Origin of the sequence: Azospirillum oleiclasticum (assembly GCF_013423485.1) — a bacterium.
Classification (GTDB): Bacteria; Pseudomonadota; Alphaproteobacteria; order Azospirillales; family Azospirillaceae; genus Azospirillum; species Azospirillum oleiclasticum.
Genome location: NZ_JABFFR010000023.1, coordinates 1 through 19,128 on the forward strand (window position 1 = coordinate 1; position 19,128 = coordinate 19,128).

A 19,128-nucleotide genomic window follows, 5' to 3' on the forward strand; every position below is an offset into this window, starting at 1 on the left:
CGTGCCCGAGCGCGACACGATGCCGATCTTGCCTCGCTTGTGGATGTGGCCCGGCATGATGCCGATCTTGCACTCGTCCGGCGTGATGATGCCGGGGCAGTTCGGCCCGATCAGCCGCGTGCCCGACGACCCCAGCGCGCGCTTCACCCGCACCATGTCGAGCACCGGGATGCCCTCGGTGATGCACACCACCAGCGGGATCTCGGCGTCGATGGCTTCCAGGATCGCGTCCGCCGCAAACGGCGGCGGCACGTAGATCACGCTGGCGTTGGCGCCGGTCTTGGCGACGGCGTCCGCCACCGTGTCGAAGATGGGGAGGTCGAGATGCGTGCTGCCGCCCTTGCCGGGGGTTACGCCGCCGACCATCCGGGTGCCGTAGGCGATCGCCTGCTCGGAGTGGAAGGTGCCCTGCGCGCCGGTGAAGCCCTGGCAGATGACCTTGGTTTCGGAATTGATCAGGACGGACATCAGGCGGCCTCCTTCACCACGGCGCGGGTGATCTTCTGCGCGGCGTCGGCCAGATTGTCGGCCGACAGGATGGGAAGGCCGGATTCGGCCAGGATCTTCTTGCCAAGCGCCACGTTGGTGCCCTCCAGCCGGACCACCAGCGGCACGTGCAGGGACACCTCGCGCGCGGCGGCGACGACGCCCTCGGCGATCACGTCGCAGCGCATGATGCCGCCGAAGATGTTGACCAGGATGCCCTCGACGTTCGGATCGGACAGGATCAGCTTGAAGGCCGCGGTCACCCGCTCCTTCGTCGCACCGCCGCCGACATCCAGGAAGTTGGCCGGCTCGCCGCCATACAGCTTGATGATGTCCATCGTCGCCATGGCGAGGCCCGCCCCGTTCACCATGCAGCCGATGTTGCCGTCCAGCTTCACGTAGTTCAGGTCGTGCCTGGCGGCTTCCGTCTCCGCCGGGTCCTCCTCGGACTCGTCGCGGAGTGCGGCGACCTCCTTGTGGCGGAACAGTGCGTTGTCGTCGAAAGCCATCTTGGCATCGAGCGCGATCACATCGCCGGCCCCGGTGACGATCAGCGGGTTGATCTCGACGATCGAGCAGTCCAGCTCGACGAAGGCCTTGTAGGCGGCGGTGATGAACTTCGCCGCGGCGCCGATCTGCTTGCCCTCCAGCTTCAGGCCGAAGGCGATCTTGCGGGTGTGGTAGCCCTGCACGCCGGTGATCGGGTCGATGGCGACCTTGATGATCTTCTCGGGCGTGTTGTGGGCGACCTCCTCGATCTCCATGCCGCCTTCGGTGGAGGCGATGATGGTGACCCGGCCGGTCGCGCGGTCGATGAGCAGGCCCAGGTACAGTTCGCGCTTGATGTCCGCACCTTCCTCGATGTAGACGCGCTTGACCTCCTTGCCCGCCGGCCCCGTCTGCTTGGTGACCAGAACATGGCCCAGCATCTGGGCGGCGTTGGCGGCCACATCCTCCACCGACTTGACGACGCGGACGCCGCCCTTGCCCTCGGGGTTGTCCTTGAAGCGCCCGGCGCCGCGGCCGCCAGCGTGGATCTGCGACTTCACGACCCACACCGGGCCGCCCAGCTCGCGCGCCACCGTCTCCGCCTCGTCCGCCGTGTGGGCGACGCCGCCGCGGGGCACCGCGACGCCGTAGGTCTTGAGCAGGGCTTTTGCCTGATACTCGTGGATGTTCATGGGTTTTGTGTCCCTCCCTTGGGACTTTCGCATGTTGGGGTGGGGGCCGGCGCGACGGCTTCAGCATCCGTCGGCGGCGTTTCCGCAATCGGCCCCCTCCCATCCTCCCCCATCCGGCGACGGGGGAGGGGCCTTGGGTGAGGGTTACAGAAGACCGGCCGCGCGGGCCCACTTGTACTTGGCGCCGAGCACCGCGACCGGGGTCTCGGTGTTGTAGGGGTAGGCGACGACACCGTTCTGGTAGAGGAAGTCGGAGGCCTCCTCGACCTGCACGTCACCGGCGAGCGAGGCGACGACCGGCTTGTGGATGCCCTTCGCCTTCATCTCGTTGACCACCTCGATGACCTTGTTCGCGAAGACCATCGGCGGGGTGATGATGGTGTGCCAATAGCCGAGGATCAGGGCGTGGATGCGCTCGTCCTCGAGCCCCAGCCGGATGGTGTTCTGGTAGGTGACGGGCGGCTCGCCGCCGGTGATGTCCACCGGGTTGCCGGCGGCGCCGAAGGGCGGGATGAACTTGCGGAAGGCGGCGTCGAGGTCCGCCGGCATCGCCATCAGCGACAGGCCGTTGTCGGCGCAGGCGTCTGACAGCAGCACGCCGGAGCCGCCCGCACCCGTGATGATGACGACGTTCTCGCCCTTGGGCGTCGGCAGGACCGGAATGCCGCGGGCGAACTGCAGCAGATCCTGCAGGCTGCGGGCGCGCACGACGCCGCTCTGCTTCAGGACGTCCTCGTAGATCTTGTCGTTGCCGGCGAGCGCCCCGGTGTGGGAGCTGGCGGCCCGCGCGCCCAGCGAGGTGCGGCCGGCCTTCAGCACCACGACGGGCTTCTTCTGCGACACCCGCTTGGCGGCCTCGGCGAAGGCGCGGCCGTCCTTCAGATCCTCGCAATGGATGGCGATGACCTGGGTGTTGTCGTCATGCTCGAAGAAGGTGAGCAGATCGTCCTCGTCGATGTCCGACTTGTTGCCGAGACCGACGATGGCCGACACGCCCATCTTGGTGGAGCGGCTGAAGCCGATGATCGCCATGCCGATGCCGCCGGACTGCGACGACAGGGCGGCCTTGCCCTTCACGTCGAACGGCGTGCAGAAGGTGGCGCAGAGGTTCTTCGGCGTGTAGTAGAAGCCGTAGATGTTCGGCCCCATCAGGCGGATGTCGTACTTCCGCGCGATGGCGACCAGCTCCTCCTGGCCCTCGACGTTGCCGGTCTCGGCGAAGCCGGACGGGATCAGCACCGCACCGGGGATGCCCTTCTCGCCGACCTCGGTCAGCGCACCGGCCACGAACTTCGCCGGGATGGCGAAGACCGCCACGTCCACGGTGCCGGGCACGTCCTTGACGCTCTTGTAGGCCTTGTAGCCCAGGATCTCGTCGGCCTTCGGGTGGATCGGGTAGATGCCGCCCTTGTAGCCGCCGTTGATCAGGTTCTTCATCACCGAGTTGCCGATCTTGCCGTCCTCGGCCGAGGCGCCGATCACGGCGACGGCATCGGGCTGCATGATGCGGTTCATCTTGGCGAGGATCTGCTCCTCGTTCGGGCGGTAGCGCGCGGTCTTCGCCTCGAAGTCCAGCACCACGCGCACGTCGGCGGCGGTGGCGCCGTCCTCGCGGGCGAAGACCGGGTTCAGGTCGAGCTCGACGATCTCCGGCACGTCGTTGACGAGGCGGGAGACGTTGACGATCACGTTGGCGAGCGCGTCACGGTCCACCGGCTTGCCGCCGCGCACGCCCTTCAGCATCTCGGCCGCCTGGATGCCGTCCAGCATGGACAGCGCGACCTCCTTGGTGACCGGGGCCAGGCGGAAGGTGATGTCCTTCAGCACCTCCACCAGCACGCCGCCGAGCCCGAAGGCGACCAGCTTGCCGAAGCTGGGGTCGGTGATCGAGCCGACGATGACCTCGGTGCCGCCCTTCAGCATCTGCTGGACCTGCACGCCGATCAGCTCCGCCGAGGCGTCGTAGGCCTTGGCGCGGGTCATGATCGTGTCGAAGCCGGCCTTCACGTCCTCGGCCGTGGTGACGCCGACGATGACGCCGCCGGCCTCGGTCTTGTGCAGGATCTGCGGCGACACGATCTTGAGCACGACCGGGAAGCCCATGCCCTGGGCCAGCTTCACGGCCTCGTCGGCGGTCTTGGCCAGCCCTTCCTGCGGGACCGGGATTTCATACAGGTCGCAGAGCTGCTTGGCTTCCGGGGCGGTCAGGGAGCTGCGGCCCTCGGCCTTCGCCGTGTCGAGAAGCTGGCGGACAACGTCCTGCGGGCTCTGGTTCGGTTCCGCGTATGCAACGCTCATGGTCATTCCCTCGCCTTCTGATGGGCCGCCGTTGGCTTGCGGACGGCGCGTTACGGGGCGTCCGGCGGACGCGTCGGCGTCCCGGTGATGTGGAAATCGGGGTGATCGCGGGCGGCGGCCGGGGGTGGATCGACCGGCCGCCGCTCGTCAGTGCGTTATTCGGCTGCGGCCAGCCGCGGCTGCTCCTTGCCGAGCGCACCGGTGCCGCGGATCTCGGCGATCTGGTCCGGCGAGAACTTCAGCACCTGGGCCAGGATCTCCTCGGTGTGCTCACCCAGCAGCGGCGAGCGGGTCACCTCGGTCGGGCTGTCCGACAGCTTGATCGGGTTGCCGACCGACAGGTACTTGCCGCGGGTGGGGTGGTCCACCTCGACCACCGTGCCGGTGGCGCGCAACGACGGCTCCTCGGCGATCTCCTTCATCGACAGGATGGGACCGCAGGGGATGTCGTACTTGTTGAGGATGTCCATCGCCTCGAACTTGGTCTTGGTCTTCGTCCATTCCTCGATGGTGGCGAAGATCGACATCAGGCGCGGCAGGCGGGCGACCGGGGTGGCGTAGTCGGGATCGGTGACCCACTCCGGCTTGCCGATCACCTCGCAGATCTTGGCCCACACCGGCGCCTGGGTGATGAAGTAGATGTAGGCGTTGGGATCGGTCTCCCAGCCCTTGCACTTCAGGATCCAGCCCGGCTGGCCGCCGCCCGACGCGTTGCCGGCGCGCGGCACCGCCTCGCCGAACTCGCCGTTCGGGTATTGCGGGTATTCCTTCAGGGGCCCGTGGGCCAGGCGCTGCTGGTCGCGCAGCTTGACCCGGCACAGGTTCAGCACGCCGTCCTGCATGGCCGCCAGCACCTTCTGGCCGCGGCCGGTGCTGTTGCGCTGGTAGAGCGCCGTGACGATGCCGAGCGCCAGATGCAGGCCGGTGCCGCTGTCGCCGATCTGGGCGCCGGTGACCAGCGGCGGGCCGTCGTCGAAGCCGGTGGTGGAGGCCGCACCGCCCGCGCACTGGGCGACGTTCTCATAGACCTTGCAGTCCTCGTAGGGGCCGGGGCCGAAGCCCTTCACCGAGGCGACCACCATCCGCGGGTTCAGCGACTGGATGCGCTCCCAGGTCAGCCCCATGCGGTCGAGCACGCCGGGGGCGAAGTTCTCCACCAGCACGTCGCAGATCTTCACCAGCTCTTCCAGAACCTCCTTGCCCTTGGGGTTCTTGGTGTCGATGGTGATGGACCGCTTGTTGTGGTTCAGCATGGTGAAATAGAGGCTGTCCGCGTCGGGGACGTCGCGGAGCTGGCCGCGCGTGATGTCGCCCTCGCCGGGGCGCTCCACCTTGATCACGTCGGCGCCGAACCAGGCCAGGAGCTGCGTGCAGGTCGGACCCGACTGCACATGGGTGAAATCCAGAATTCGCACGCCTTCGAGTGCCTTGCCCATCCAATCCTCCCAGGGGCTCGCGTGGGGGGTGTCCCCGTGTGTCTCGGGTAGCGGCGGCCCGCGTCCAGCGGCGGGCCGCCCGGTGTCGGTCGTCAGGCCGCCGGCTTCTTGCGGACGGCGCTGGTCGGGTTGAGGCTGCCGATGTTGCCGCTCTCGGTGCCGGCGGCGGGGTCGATGACGGCGTTGATCAGGGTCGGCTTGCCGCTGTCCATGGCCTCGCTGACCGCGCGGTACAGCTCGTCGGGCGAGGTGACGTGCATGCCGACGCCGCCGAAGGCTTCCATCATCTTGTCGTAACGGGCACCCGGCACGAAGACCATGGGCGAGGCGTCCTCGCCGCCGGTCGGGTTGACGTCGGTGCCGCGGTAGATGCCGTTGTTGTTGAAGATCACGATGGTGACCGGCAGCCGGTAGCGGCAGATGGTCTCCACCTCCATGCCGGAGAAGCCGAAGGCGCTGTCGCCCTCCACCGCCAGCACGGGCAGGCCGGTCTCGACCGCCGCGGCGACCGCATAGCCCATTCCGATGCCCATCACGCCCCAGGTGCCGACGTCCAGCCGCTTGCGCGGCTTGTGCATGTCGATGATGCCGCGGGCGAGGTCGAGCGTGTTGGCGCCCTCGTTCACCAGGATGGCGTCGGGCCGTTCCTGCACCACGCGGCGGAGCGCGCCGAGTGCGCCGTGGAAGTTCATCGGCACCGCGTTGCTCATCAGCTTCGGCGCCATCTTGGCGACGTTGCCGTCGCGCTTGGCGGCGATGCCGGCCGTCCAGTCCTGCGGCGGCGGCGTCCAGCCCTTGTCGATGCCGGCCAGCAGGGCGGCGATGCAGGAGCCGATGTCGCCGACCACGGGGGCGACGATCTCGACGTTGCTGTCCATCTCCTTCGGCTCGATGTCGATCTGGATGAACTTCTTGCTGCCGGGCTCGCCCCAGCTCTTGCCCTTGCCGTGCGACAGCAGCCAGTTCAGCCGCGCGCCGACCAGCAGCACCACGTCCGACTCCTTCAGCACGTGGGAGCGCGCGGCCCCCGCCGACTGCGGGTGGGTGTCGGGCAGCAGGCCCTTGGCCATGCTCATCTGCAGGAAGGGCAGGCCGCTCTTCTCGATGAAGGCCTTGATCTCGTCGTCGGCCTGGGCGTAGGCGGCCCCCTTGCCAAGGATGACCAGCGGGCGCTTGGCGCCCTTCAGCACGTCCAGCGCGCGGGCCACCGCCGACGGGGCGGGGAGCTGCGCCGGGGCCGGGTCGATGACCTCGACCAGCGAGCGCTTGCCCTCGGCCGCGTCCATCACCTGCGAGAACAGCTTGGCGGGCAGGTCGAGATAGACGCCCCCCGGCCGGCCGGAGACCGCGGCGCGGATGGCGCGCGCGATGCCGATGCCGATGTCGCAGGCGTGCAGCACGCGGAAGGCGGCCTTGCAGAGCGGCTTGGCGATGGCGAGCTGGTCCATCTCCTCGTAGTCGCCCTGCTGGAGATCGACGATCTCCCGCTCCGACGAGCCGGAGATGAGGATCATCGGGAAGCAGTTGGTGGTGGCGTTGGCCAGCGCCGTCAGGCCGTTGAGGAACCCCGGCGCCGACACGGTGATGGCGACGCCCGGCTTCCTGGTGAGGAAACCGGCGATGGCGGCGGCGTTGCCGGCGTTCTGCTCGTGCCGGAAGGAGATGACCCGCATGCCCTCGGCCTGCGCCATGCGCAGCAGGTCCGAGATGGGAATGCCGGGCACGGCGTAGAGGTTGCTGATGCCGTTCAGCTTCAGCGCGTCGATGACGAGCTGGAAGCCGTCGGTGAGCGCCGGTTCCTCCGCCTCGGCTGCGGCGGGCGCCTGATTCTTGAGCATTGTCGCGGCTGACATAAGGGAAACTCCTCCCCGGGGGTTTCTTTTGGGGTTCGAATCGGTCAGTCGAGAAAATCGCAGTGTTTTTCGACGTAATGCGCGAGACCGAGCGTGTGGTTGCGCATGCTGCGCTCGGCCAGATCCGGATCGCGCTGCTGGAAGGCCCGGATGATCTCACCGTGTTCGTGGATGGACTGGTCCGCGCGATCGCCGGTCTGCATCGTGGCGCGCCGGATGGCGCGCATGTGGATGAAGAAGCGGTCGGTGATCTCGCTGATCAGCGCGCAGCCCGACGCCTGGACGACCTTCTGGTGGAAGCTGACGTTGGCGTCGGAATATTCGGGAATGTGCGCCGTCAGCTCGTCTGCCTTGAAGCTGGCGAAGGTGTCGATGATCGCCTGGAGCTCCTCGTCCGACGCCCGCTCCACCACCAGCCGCGCCGCCATGCCTTCCAGCGCTGCGCAGACCATGATCATCTCGATGATCTCGGTCTTGGTCTTGCGCACCACCAGAACGCCGCGCCGCGGCTGGGAGCGGATGAAACCCTCCTGCTCCAGCAGCGCCATGGCCTCGCGGACGGGGGTGCGGCTGACGCCCAGCGCCTCGCAGAGCTGGCGTTCGTCGAGACGGATCTCCTCGGTGTGGCCGTAGATGTCCATCTGCGTGATGGCGTGGCGCAACGCCTGATAGGCCTTGGCCTTGAAGCTCATGCCCTGGTCCAGGCGCTGGACCTCGAAGCTCAGACGATTCATGGCGTTCCCGACCCTGCAAGACGACCCGTGGGATATCCCGTGAGGGCCGTCGTTTGCGCGTCCGGCTTGTGGCGCCGGATTGGATGACTGATACCGTATACCAGATGCCAAATGCCCGCAAGCGCTTTTGTGCGATCAACGAATTGATTGGTGAAAACGCATTTCCGAGTATTGCGCAGTCAAAGCCATACGCCGCCGGCAGTCACCCGCCGGCGGACTAGGGAAGTGGCATGTAATAATCGGCAGCGACGCCGCTCTCCCATGCGGGAGAGCGGCGGGGTGTCACGCCGCGGCGGGAACCGCGACCGGCAGACGGCTGTAAAGGCCGGCGACCTCGGCGCGCAGGCGGGTCAAGCCGAGCACCACATCGATGGTGGGGGTGGGCAGGCCGACCATGCGGCCCATCTCCTGCACGACCGACAGCAGCGCGTCGATCTCCATCGGCCGGCCGCGCTCCAGATCCTGGAGCATCGAGGTCTTGTGGGCGCCGACCGCACCGGCACCGTTGATGCGCCGCTCCACATCGACGCGGAAGCCGACGCCGAGACGGTCGCCGATGGCCTTGGCCTCCAGCATCATCGCCTTGGCCACCGCGCGCACCTCCGGATCGCCGCAGATCACGTCGAGCGTGGCGTGGGTCAGCGCGCTGATCGGGTTGAAGCACAGGTTGCCCCACAGCTTCAGCCAGATCTCGTCGCGGATCTTCTCAAGGACGGGCGCGCGCAGGCCGCCGGCCTCCATCATGCGCGACAGCGCGGTCACCCGCGGGGACAGACTGCCGTCCGGCTCGCCCAGCGGGAACTTGTCGCCGTAGACATGCTGGATCACGCCGGGCTCCACCACCTCGGTGGCGGGGTAGACGACGCAGCCGATGGCGCGCTCCGGCCCCAGCCCGCGCCATTGCACGGCACCGGGGTCGATGGTCTCCAGTGTGCGGCCTTCGACCTCGCCGCCATGCTTGTGGAAGTACCAGTAGGGGATGCCGTTGACGGCGGTGACCACCGCGGTGTCCGGACCCAGCAGCGGGCGCATGGACTCCACCGCACCCGGCACCGAATGCGCCTTCAGCGCGATGATCACGTAATCCTGCGGACCGAGTTCGGCCGGGTTGTCGGTGCAGCGGGGGCGCACGACCTGCCGATCCTCGCCGGCGATCAGCGTCACCCCGTTCTCGCGCATCGCCGCCAGATGCGCCCCGCGCGCGATCAGGCTGACGTCGGCCCCCGCCTGATGCAGGCGGATGCCCATGTAGCCACCGATGGCCCCAGACCCGAAGATGCAGATTTTCATCGTTTCCCCCCGTTTCCGTACCGCCGGGCCGGAAGGGCCGCGACGCGCATGGCCCGCGCCGATACCGGCTGGCGATGATGATTAGTCTGGTATACCATATACCAAGCTGTCAACGGCCAATCGGGGGCAACTCTTTCCGCCATGTGGAAGGACCCGGCAGAATTTATGCTCAATCAAATAATGGTCCATAGGGTTAAGGTGTTATCTTCTGGACGCCGGAGAAAAAATTAAGTTACTTTATGGAATTTTTAGTATTCCGTGTCAATTTCTTTGCGAGCAAGTGTCGACCTTAAAATAGTTTGACGAATAGGTGTCTAAATTTGCATCAATGAATATGGCCTGCTCGGCTAGAAACAGTTCCAGAAAGTATGAAATGAGGTATTTAGCGCCCGTTTGAGAAATCAGGGGTGGGCGATTCTTCGGAGCATGAGTGCACCCATGGTGAGATAGGTCATGCCGCCTGACGCGTCACAGCACCTTTCGTAGTCGCGGACGAGGCGGCGCCATTGCATCATCCATCCGAGGGTCCGTTCGACGACCCAGCGCCGCGGCAACACCTGGAAGCCCTTCTGGTCGGCCATCTTGCGCACGACCTCGCGGGCGAAGTCCTGATAGGCGGCCAGGCTGGCGAGCTTGCCGCGGGCACAGGCTCCGTCAGCGAAGAAGTGCTTGAGCCACGGCCAGCGTTTGCGGATCGCCTTGGCAATGAGTTCGGCCCCGGCGGCGTCCTGAACGTCGGCGGTGGTCAGGTTGAGCATGAGCAGATGCCCGTCGGTGTCCACCGCGATCTGCCGCTTGCGCCCCTTGGTCTTCTTGCCGGCGTCATATCCGCCGCCGCCGGGCGCATTGGGCGCCTTGACCGTCTGGCTGTCCAGCACGCCCGCGCTCGGGCTGGCCTCGCGGCCCTGCAACTCCCCATCGATCATCACCATGATGTCGTGGATCGTCCGGAACAGGAAGCGCTGCAGCAGCTTGCGGAACCACCAATACACCGTCGGCCAGGGCGGGAAATGGATCGGCAGCAGACGCCACCCGCAACCCGACCGCGCCAGATAACGCAACGCGTTCAGAACCTCCCGCATGTCCACTGCGGCCTTCCGGCCGCGCCGGGACGGAGGCGGTAGCAGAGGCTCGATGCCGGCCCATTCCGCGTCACTCAAATCCGTCGGATAGCGCTGCCGTTCGAACCGCTTCTGACGTTCACGATGGTCTTTCGTCCACATCACCTATTGGTGGGAGCCGAGCCCATCTATGCCACCATCCGCCAATTCCCGAACAGGCACTCAGAAGATCAAGGCGAACAGGCCGATCACGACCAGCAGGCCGATGAGAAAGATGACACCGATGGTGCCGCCGAGAAACTTCAGCATGGAACCTCCTGTCGAAGCCGGACGGGCGCATGCGAATCCGGGCTTGCGCTTGTCCGATCATGTGTACGTCGGGGAACGGTGCCGGTCAGCGACCGAGCTTGTCGCGCATCGTATCCTTGGCTCTGCCGATGGTGCTCCGGGCGCCACCCTTGGCGTTGGTCGCGGCGCCTTTCATTCGATCCTCGTCCATGACGGTCCTCTGATTGTCGGTGGGTCCGGCCAGCCCTGGCAGGGCCGATGTTCGGCTGACCTAGTTGGGGCAACTCGGGCCACGGGATTAGGTTCCGGCCAAAGATCGGGCCGGCCCGAAGCCGTGCATATCGAGGAGCACGAACGTCACCCTTCGGCCAAGTCGTTGATTGCGTCCGCCGCCCATCCGATGAACAGCACCACCGCGCCCATCACGCGGACGGCCGGGACGGAAGCGGCGCTTGCGGCCGCCTTGCGGATTCCGTCCATTCCGTGCACGCGGCCGACAACGCCGCCGCTGCAACGCCGGCAATCCGCGGAACGAGCCGATGACGCAACCGGGCGGCGATGGGCATCCCGATCACAGCCTGCGGCCTTTCAACCTCACCGACATGAGCCAGGCTGCCAGCAGGACCAGGCCTGCGCCTGCGGCAAGCCGGCCCGCTGCTTGGCCCGGAGGCTCGAACCAGACGCGAAGCTCGCCAGAGGTGTCGGCGGGCAGAACCACCGACACCAGAACGCCGAGATGAGCCTCGACCGGCAGCGGGCGACCGTCCAGTTCGGCCCGGTAACCCGGATAGGCCGCGCGGGCGAGGACCAGCCGCCCGCCACGCCAGGACGATCCGGCCCGCAGCCGATGCACCTCCTGCTTGTCGGTGACGGACACCGTACTTTCCACCGTGACGCCGGGCGGCAACCATGAGACGTATCCGCCATGCGATGGAAGCGGAGCGCGACGCCGGAACTCCACCATGGAGCGCCCCTCCCCGGTCGCCGCCCACCGATCCGGCTTGTGGGCCCGGAAAGCGTCGAGGTCGTCTCCCCGCTGGACCATGATCCGGCCGAGCCGGGCCAGATCCGCCAGGTCCATGCCGGTTTCCGGATCCGGCCGGAACAGGTTGGCCGCGGCATCCGGGCATGTCCAGCCGAACAGCCCCATGCACAGCCGCTCCGCCAAGCCCTTCGGCATGATCGGCGAGTACCCGTTGATCATCGCACCGCCCTGGAGCAGGAACGTGTTGCCGGACACCGCCTCTTCCATGGCGTCGGCACTCTCGCGGTCCACATACCCGGCCAGCTGGATCGACAACATCCGCGGGTCGCCGCCGCCCGCGTCCATCGCGCCGTGTTCGGGCAGATGGATCTTGCCGAGGACGTTGGTGTGGGGCCAGACAAGATGGGTCGCGGCAACGACGCACAGGGAGGTCGCGACCAGGAAGGCGCCCGTCGCACCGCCATGCCGCCGGATCACCATCGGCAGCAGCAGCGAGAACGCGAGCTGGAGGGCGAGGAAGACGGCATGGACGCGCCAGAGGTCGGGCTGCTGCTGCACCGACAGGCCGAAAATGCCGACCGCCGCCGCAGCCAGGAGCAGAGGCATGCCCGGCCCCGCCTTGGACCCGGCTGATCTGAGGGTGCGGTCCAGCACGGCCAGGCAGGCGAGCGTCACGCAGACATGGAACCAGGGCAGGAACCGGAACGGATAGCGGAACGGGCCGAGCTGGTCGGGCCCCTGGGCCAGCACGCCGAAACAGACCGCCGCGATGAGCGGCAGCAGCAGGGGCGACCAGCGCGGGCCGGCGGACGGCTGGTGCCGCACCGCCAGCGCCGTCACGAGAACGGGCAGGGCGAACCAGGCGGTCAGGTAGATCGGCGGGGTGACCGGCCGGAAGCCCCCATAGGTGTTGAGCAGGCCGACGTGCGAGGGAAAGGAGAATTTCAGGAGATCGCCAAGCAGGGCCGTGTTGAAGCCGGTGTTGGACACTCCTTCGGGGCGTGCCGAGCCTTCGACGAAGGCGGCCACCGGAAGGATGGCGGGCAGCGAGACCAGAATACCGGACAGGGCGCACACCGCCAGCGCGACGACCGGGGCCGGACTCCTGGTCCTGCACCACCGCTCCCCGGCGAGCACGCCGCCCCAGACCGAAAGCGCGACGGCGGCCTGTGGGAAGCCGGAGGTCAGGGTCAGGTGGATGGCGGCGACCGCCGGAACCGCGTAGCGGGGGTTCGTGGCGACCTTGAGCAGGAAGAACATCGCCCAGGTCGACCAGGCGAAGGCGACCAGGTGCGATACCCACGATGAGGCGAACCAGTACACCACGAAGCTGTTGGTTGCGACCGTCACGGACGCGGCGAGCGCCAGATCGTCACGCAGCCCCGCGGTCCGTGCCAGGAAGAAGGTTCCAAGCGCCCCCAGGGCCAGGTGGAACACCGAGAACAGGAACGCGGCCTTCGCCGGATCGGGGATCCGGTGGATGACCCAGTACAGCAGCAGGGATACCGGGTTGTAGAGGGCGTATTGATACTCGCCGACGAGATTGCCCCCGAACCAGCTGCGGAGACTGATCGAGGGCCAGGAGCCGTCTGCCAGCTGCCTGCCGATCTCCATGAACATCGGCATGAAATAATGCTGCATGTCGTCACGGAAGAAGAAACCGGGTTCCGTGAGTTCGGCGATGCCCCCGCCCACCACGGCGAGCAGCACCGCGGCGATCGCCAGGGCCGTTCGCCGCGGCGCGTCGCGACCGGCTTCGGCCGGGATCATGATCGTTTCCTGCTGTGCCATGGCCCGCCAGCGGGTTCCTTTCGTTCGGTTGCCCCGATCCCGGAGGAGTTCTTCCGGTCTTCCCCGATGGACGGACGCCGTTCACCCCCGCGCGCGGAAGCTCCAGAGCGCGTTCGCGAGATAGCTCGCCGGCGGATAGCCGATCGCCACCGCGAACGCCGCCATCCGGTGGTCGACATGCGCCAGGTCGGTGAGGACGACGGTCAGCAGCGTGCTCAACGTCAGCAGGACGGCGGATGTGGCCGCGAAGCGACCGAGGTGGACGTCGTGGCCACCGCGCAATCCGAATGTGAACCGGTGGTGGCCGACGTAGGAGACGGCGAGCGCCGTCAGGATCGCGACGACGTTCGCCGCGGCCGGGGGGATGCCCGTCCCGTCGCTCCCGAGCCCGATGCTGAGAAGAAGGTAGATCAGGGTCGCGCAGGCGCCGACAAGCCCGAAGCGGATCGCGCTGCCGAGCGACAGGGGACCGCGCTCCCCGGTTCCCCCGATGCGGCCCGGCCACCTCACGGCGCTTCCCAGACCGTCACCACGGTCTTGCCGACCGAGCGGCGGAGCAGCGGGTCGAGGCGACGGGACAAGGGCACCATCGCCCGGTCCCACAGCCTGATCTGCCCTTCGGTCGGCATGCCGGATCGCAGCAGCAGCCGGTTCCCGAGGGAGGCCAGCATGCCGACGCTGTCCAGGTAGAAGGCGGCCGCCACCCGCAACCCGGGCGGTTCCAGCCCGAGCAGCGAGGCCCGGTCGTAGCGCCGGAAATGGCCGATCGCCTGATCGAACGGCGTGAACAGAAAGCTGTGGGCGGGCGCCAGCACGACGAGGTGCCCGCCCGGCGCCAAATGGGCCGCGGCGCGCGCCAACTCCGCCCGGTCGTCCTCGATGTGCTCCAGCACGTCGATGTACAGGATCGTGTCGAAGCGGTCCGAGGCGGCGACGTCGGTCAGCGTTCCCGTCCGCACCCGGCAGGTCCGCGGCAGCCGGCCCGCCTCGGCCGCCGCGCGCAGCCGGCTTGCCAGTGCGGGGTCCGGCTCAAGGCACACCCACTCGTCCTCCCGCCCCGTCGCGAGCACCCCGGTGGTGCCGCCGATGCCGGCACCGACCTCCAGCACCCGGCCTGACACGTAGGGGCGCAGGCAGGCGGACCAATACTCCTTCCATCGGGTGGCGGCGCGGAACAGTTCCAGCTCGGAGCCGGCGTAGACAATGGTCGTGGTGTCCATGAATGCTAACTCCCGGCGAGCACGGTGCGCTCGCGGATGAAGCGGAGCGCATCGGACGCCGGAACCATGCCCGGGGCCGACCGGCCGGCGAGGGTCAGGAAGGCCGCGACCACCGAGAACATCACCGCCTGGACCAGCAGGATGAACAGTAGCCCCGACACGGTGGAGGCCCAGCCGGGAACCGCCAGTTCGGTGAACAGCCGCACGGCCATCACGCCGAGCAGGCCCACCGCGACCATGCCCGCCATGCCGAGGGACATCAGGAGAAGCCTCACGAACACCGCGTCGCTGAAGGTGGACACCGCGCTCAGGCCGTGCGTCACCAACGCGATCAGGCTCATCTTCGACCGGCCGGCGTACCGGTTGCCGCGGGGCAGTTCCACTTTGCGGATCGGCAGGCGCGATTTGACGAGGGCCGCCGCCAGATGATTCCAGACATCGGGAAAATGGACCACGCGTTCCAGCGCTTTCGCCGGGATCACGCAGAAGTTGCCGAAGTCGATCCGCCTGCCGGTGAGCACGGCGAAGGCCATCTTGTAGACGGTGTAGAAAGCTTGGAACGCCGGACCTTCCGACCGTTCACAGCGGCGGGCGACGATCACGTGGTCGGGATAGGAGAGGTGTTCCCGGATCAGGGAGACGAGATCCTTCGGCCGGTCCTCGCCATCGCCGTCCATCACGCAGACGATGTCGAAAACCTGCCGCCGGTAAGCCTCGGTGAGCGCGGTGGCGATGGCCCGCTGGTGCCCGAGGTTGCACACGAGGCTCAGCAGTTCGACGCGATCCACGTTGCACAGGTCGTCGATGGGCTTGGCCGGGAACGGGATCGGCTCGGTGGAGCCGTCGTCGATCGGGAAGACCTCGACCGCCGCGTTGATTCCCGCAAACACCCGGTCCAGTTCCCGGACCAGGATGATGAAGGAATCCCAGTCGTTGAAGACCGGAATGATGACTGCGATGCGCATGGCTGTCCCATCCATTGGCCGGTGAATGGGCCGGTGCCCAACCTGCTGCGATACCGGGTGCCGGTGATCCGGCAATGTTTCCGATACGCCGGTAACAATGGGCACGGCTGTTGGAGCGCATGTTCGGCGGCGCTATGTCGACTGGGCGCGGTGTCCGTGGCGCTTCGCGTATCGGCCCCTCGTCCGATCCGATTGCCGATCTGGCGGCCTCCCCGACCGGTGCCGGTGCGCATGGCCCATCGCCGCGCGTCCATGCCGCTGGGGCGGAGGAGGCCGGGGGCGGCGTTGCGGGCGGTGCGCTCCGACGCGTCTCCGGTCATGGACGGCCGAACGGCGGATTTGATTGCCGGAAGGGCGCGTTGTTCCAGGCAATGTCTGGTGCCGCCCGTGCGGATTTGTACGGGCACGGACCCGGTGCGGACCGGAAGCCCAGCCTCGCCGACGTCACAACGGGCGTGGCTCGTCGGGGAGGTGCGGAATGACAGGGATCGCGCCGGGCCGTTCCCGCCTCCGGATGCGCCGCATGCGTGTGCTGCCGCAATCCGTTCATCAGGCGGCCGATGGTGCCCTGTGACGCGCTCCGCATCATTCGGATTGCCCGTTCGTGCAGGATTCTCCACCGATGCGCGATGCCGTGCACGGCCGGCCCGCTCGGCTGGAGAACGTCCGGACTCGAGGGCGGAACGCAGCCCGGCGCGGGCGCGGCTCAGTCGCGAACGGACCGTCCCCATGACGATGCCCTGGGCAGCGGACGCCTCCTCGTAGGTGGCGCCATCGATGCACACCATCTCCACCATCTGCCGCTGTTCCGGCGGCAGCCCTTCGATGGCGTCGCCAACCTCGCGCAGCATGATCCGCCATTCCTGCTGCGGCCCGGTGGTGACGGCGTCCTCCACCAGTTCGGTGCAGGGCATTCGGCGCTCGCGCCCGTATGCTGTGAAGTGAAGGTTCTTCATGATCGTGCACAGCCAGGCCTTCAGGTTCGTGCCCGGCTCGAAGCGCCCGCGGTGGCGCAGAGCGCGTTCTAGGCAATCCTGAACGAGGTCGTCGGCCTGTGCCGGACTCCCGGGCAGGCGGCGTGCAAACCTTCCGAGATCCGGAAGACAAGAGACGAGATCACGATCAAATGAAAAACTCATGATGTGCTCCAAAATCGGCTGTAATCAGTCATTGGTTTGTGGCGTAAGAAAGCAAAATGATACGGATCACAGCGAATTCACCGTGCGATGTTCCGTTCCGTATGGGTATCCAGTCGAAACAACCGACCGCGTTCGCCGTCGTCTCGCGGGCGGCGACTTCGGAAACATCTCGTAACAATCGGGAAATGTGGGCGCTGGTCAGACGGCCGGCGTTCGCGGCAGGGTGACGGTGGCTTGGAGGCCGCCCTCGCGCCGGTTGCCCAGCGCGACGTCGCCGCCGTGCGAGCGGATGATCGCCCGTGCGACCGTGAGCCCCAGCCCGAAGCCGCCGGTGTGCCGGCTGCGCGCCTGGTCGCGCCGGTAGAAGGGCGCGAACACCGCCTCCAGCTCGGACTCCGGCAGGCCGGGGCCGTCGTCCATCACCTCGACCCGGTAATGCGAGGCTTCGGCCGACAGCCGCACCTCGACGCACCGGCCATGCTTCACCGCGTTGTCGATGAGGTTACGGAAGGCCCGCTTGAGCGACAGCGGGCGGCAGCGCAGAGGTGCCGCCGACACCTCGCAGCACACGTCCTTGCCCAGGTCGGTCAACATGTCGCAGACCGACTCCAGGATGGTCGCGATGTCGGTCACGCGCGCCTCCTCCTCGTGGAAATCGTCGCGCATGAAGGCGAGTGTGGCCGACACCATCTCTTCCATCTCGTCGAGGTCGGCGACGATCTTCTCCCGCAGCGCGTCGTCCTCCACGAACTCGGAGCGCAGGCGCAGGGTCGTGATCGGGTTGCGCAGGTCGTGACTGATCGCCGCCAGCATCTGGGTGCGGTCGGCGATCAGGCGGCGGATCCGGTCCTGCATCTCGTTGAAGGCGCGGGTGGTGTTCCGGACCTCGCGGGGGCCGGTGACCGGCAGCCCCGGCGCGGCGGTATCGACGCCGAGGCGCAGGCTGGCGCGTTCAAGATCCCGGAACGGCTTGGTCAGCGTCCACGCCAGGAGGATCGACATGGCGAGCGTGGCCGCGCTCATCGCCATGATCGCCATGATGAAACGCGCGCTGAACAGCGGCGGCTTTTCCGGTGGAACCACGACGAAATTGACCCAGCTGCCGTCCTCGATCCTGGCGGAGAGCAGCAGCGCATGATCCAGGGGATTGTCGGGCGGCGAGTCCTTGGCCCCGGCGTAGGTCGCGTGCAACTCGCCGGCGGCAAGCTCGGGCTGCAGACCGCGAAGCCGCTTCTCGAGCGCCAGCAGCGTTTCGTCGGCGGGCGCCGTCACGAAGGGCGTGATGCTCCACTGCACCCGGACGATGCGTCCGGACAACGCCGCCGCCGCCGATTGGCGCCGCTCCGGCGGCTCGTCGGCGATGGACCGGCGGACGATGGCGATCCGCTCGGCCAAGCCCGGTTCGCGCCGGGTGGCGGTGCTGTCTGGCGCGTTCGCGCGGTAGACCAGGGAACTGACGAACTGGGAGGCCAGCAGCGCCAGGAAGATGATGGCCAGGGTGCGGCCGACCAGGGTGTCGGGAACCAGGCGCCTCATGGCCGCCCGACCGGAACCGTGAGCATGTAGCCCACCCCCCGGATGGTCTTGATGAGCGGGTCCGGGCGCGATTCGTCCTCGATCTTGCGGCGCAGCCGGCTGACCTGGACGTCGATGCTGCGGTCGTAGGCGGTGAACACCCGGTTGTGCGAGAGTTCGAGCAGGCGGTCCCGGCTCAGCACGGTCTGCGGATTCTCGGCGAAGGCCAGCAACAGATCGTACTCGCCGGATGTCAGATCGACCGCCACGCCGTCGGGCGACGTGAGATCCCGGCGGACGAGGTCGAGGCGCCAGCCGGCGAACACCAGGGCGTTGCCCTGCGGGCCGGCCGCGGGCCGGTCGGCGGTTCGTCGCAGGACGGCACGGATGCGCGCCAGAAGCTCGCGCGCGTTGAACGGCTTCGGGACATAGTCGTCGGCGCCGACCTCCAGCCCGACGATCCGGTCGGTCTCCTCGCCCATGGCGGTCAGCATGATGACGGGCAAGGACGACGAGCCCCGCAGTTCCCGGCACAGGTCGAGCCCGCTCTCGCCGGGCAACATCAGGTCGAGGACCACCAGATCGACGGTGGCGGACGCCAGGGCGGCGCGCATCCCCTGGCCGTCCGGAACACCGGTGGCCCGGAAGCCGTGCTGGCGCAGGAAGCGTCCGAGCAGATCCCGGATCTCGGCATGGTCATCGACGACCAGGATGTGCGGTGCTGCGTTCATGGCCGGGGCGCGGGCTTCGGTTCGAAACTCTCTCCAGACATAAAGAGCCACGATGGCGGAGGTTCCCCGCGGGTGGGCGGGCCGCAAGAAACCATGGAAACAATCCCGCCCGCGGCGAGTTCGGAGGGCGGGGGCTCATGGCAGCCCCTTCTTCA

The 19,128-nt window shown here is 67.5% G+C and carries 16 protein-coding genes and 1 pseudogene; all 17 read right to left on the bottom strand.

The window, feature by feature from the left end; genetic code table 11:
• Positions 1–468, bottom strand: a 468-nt coding sequence (locus HL658_RS21620) for a succinate--CoA ligase subunit alpha (protein WP_425485359.1), incomplete at its 3' end; no start/stop codon positions are given.
• Positions 468–1,667 carry an ADP-forming succinate--CoA ligase subunit beta gene (gene sucC / locus HL658_RS21625; protein ID WP_180283185.1) on the bottom strand — a complete coding sequence of 400 codons (1,200 nt, stop codon included), beginning with the start codon at positions 1,665–1,667 and terminating at the stop codon, positions 468–470. The genes HL658_RS21620 and sucC, both read right to left, overlap by 1 nt.
• 144 nt (positions 1,668–1,811) lie before the next feature.
• A complete protein-coding gene (locus tag HL658_RS21630; protein WP_211109812.1) occupies positions 1,812–3,965 on the bottom strand; it encodes an acetate--CoA ligase family protein in 2,154 nt (717 codons plus the stop codon).
• A gap of 155 nt (positions 3,966–4,120) precedes the next feature.
• The gene (gene frc / locus HL658_RS21635; protein ID WP_180283183.1) at positions 4,121–5,401 is read right to left on the bottom strand and encodes a formyl-CoA transferase; all 1,281 of its coding nucleotides are present in this window, start codon (positions 5,399–5,401) and stop codon (positions 4,121–4,123) included.
• 92 nt (positions 5,402–5,493) lie between these two features.
• Entirely contained in the window at positions 5,494–7,254 is a 1,761-nt protein-coding gene (oxc, locus tag HL658_RS21640; protein WP_180283182.1) for an oxalyl-CoA decarboxylase, read from the bottom strand.
• A 44-nt stretch (positions 7,255–7,298) separates the two neighbouring features.
• A complete protein-coding gene (locus HL658_RS21645; protein WP_246337775.1) occupies positions 7,299–7,988 on the bottom strand; it encodes a GntR family transcriptional regulator in 690 nt (229 codons plus the stop codon).
• A gap of 282 nt (positions 7,989–8,270) precedes the next feature.
• Positions 8,271–9,278, bottom strand: coding sequence for a 2-dehydropantoate 2-reductase (locus HL658_RS21650; RefSeq protein ID WP_180283181.1), 1,008 nt, complete (start codon positions 9,276–9,278; stop codon positions 8,271–8,273).
• Between the two features lie 401 nt (positions 9,279–9,679).
• A complete protein-coding gene (locus HL658_RS21655) occupies positions 9,680–10,501 on the bottom strand; it encodes an IS5 family transposase (RefSeq protein ID WP_180283180.1) in 822 nt (273 codons plus the stop codon).
• Between the two features lie 60 nt (positions 10,502–10,561).
• Positions 10,562–10,648: a small membrane protein YohP gene (locus tag HL658_RS38310; RefSeq protein ID WP_484463071.1), complete on the bottom strand. Its 87-nt coding sequence runs from the start codon at positions 10,646–10,648 to the stop codon at positions 10,562–10,564.
• 336 nt (positions 10,649–10,984) lie between these two features.
• Entirely contained in the window at positions 10,985–11,107 is a 123-nt protein-coding gene (locus HL658_RS37850; RefSeq protein ID WP_281378841.1) for a hypothetical protein, read from the bottom strand.
• Between the two features lie 91 nt (positions 11,108–11,198).
• The gene (locus HL658_RS21660) at positions 11,199–13,322 is read right to left on the bottom strand and encodes a glycosyltransferase family protein (protein WP_180283179.1); all 2,124 of its coding nucleotides are present in this window, start codon (positions 13,320–13,322) and stop codon (positions 11,199–11,201) included.
• 162 nt (positions 13,323–13,484) lie between these two features.
• Positions 13,485–13,913: a GtrA family protein gene (locus HL658_RS21665; protein WP_180283178.1), complete on the bottom strand. Its 429-nt coding sequence runs from the start codon at positions 13,911–13,913 to the stop codon at positions 13,485–13,487.
• Positions 13,910–14,623 carry a class I SAM-dependent methyltransferase gene (locus HL658_RS21670; RefSeq protein WP_180283177.1) on the bottom strand — a complete coding sequence of 238 codons (714 nt, stop codon included), beginning with the start codon at positions 14,621–14,623 and terminating at the stop codon, positions 13,910–13,912. The genes HL658_RS21665 and HL658_RS21670 overlap by 4 nt, the downstream gene beginning before the upstream one ends.
• A 5-nt stretch (positions 14,624–14,628) precedes the next feature.
• The gene (locus HL658_RS21675) at positions 14,629–15,693 is read right to left on the bottom strand and encodes a glycosyltransferase (protein ID WP_343055257.1); all 1,065 of its coding nucleotides are present in this window, start codon (positions 15,691–15,693) and stop codon (positions 14,629–14,631) included.
• 629 nt (positions 15,694–16,322) lie between these two features.
• Positions 16,323–16,727 (bottom strand): annotated as a pseudogene (locus tag HL658_RS38240) (RNA polymerase sigma factor); the annotation flags it as partial.
• A 198-nt stretch (positions 16,728–16,925) separates the two neighbouring features.
• Positions 16,926–18,263, bottom strand: a complete 1,338-nt coding sequence (locus HL658_RS21685) for an ATP-binding protein (protein WP_180283175.1) — start codon at positions 18,261–18,263, stop codon at positions 16,926–16,928.
• The gene (locus HL658_RS21690) at positions 18,260–18,973 is read right to left on the bottom strand and encodes a response regulator (RefSeq protein WP_180283174.1); all 714 of its coding nucleotides are present in this window, start codon (positions 18,971–18,973) and stop codon (positions 18,260–18,262) included. The genes HL658_RS21685 and HL658_RS21690 overlap by 4 nt, the downstream gene beginning before the upstream one ends.
• Positions 18,974–19,128 lie beyond the last annotated feature (155 nt).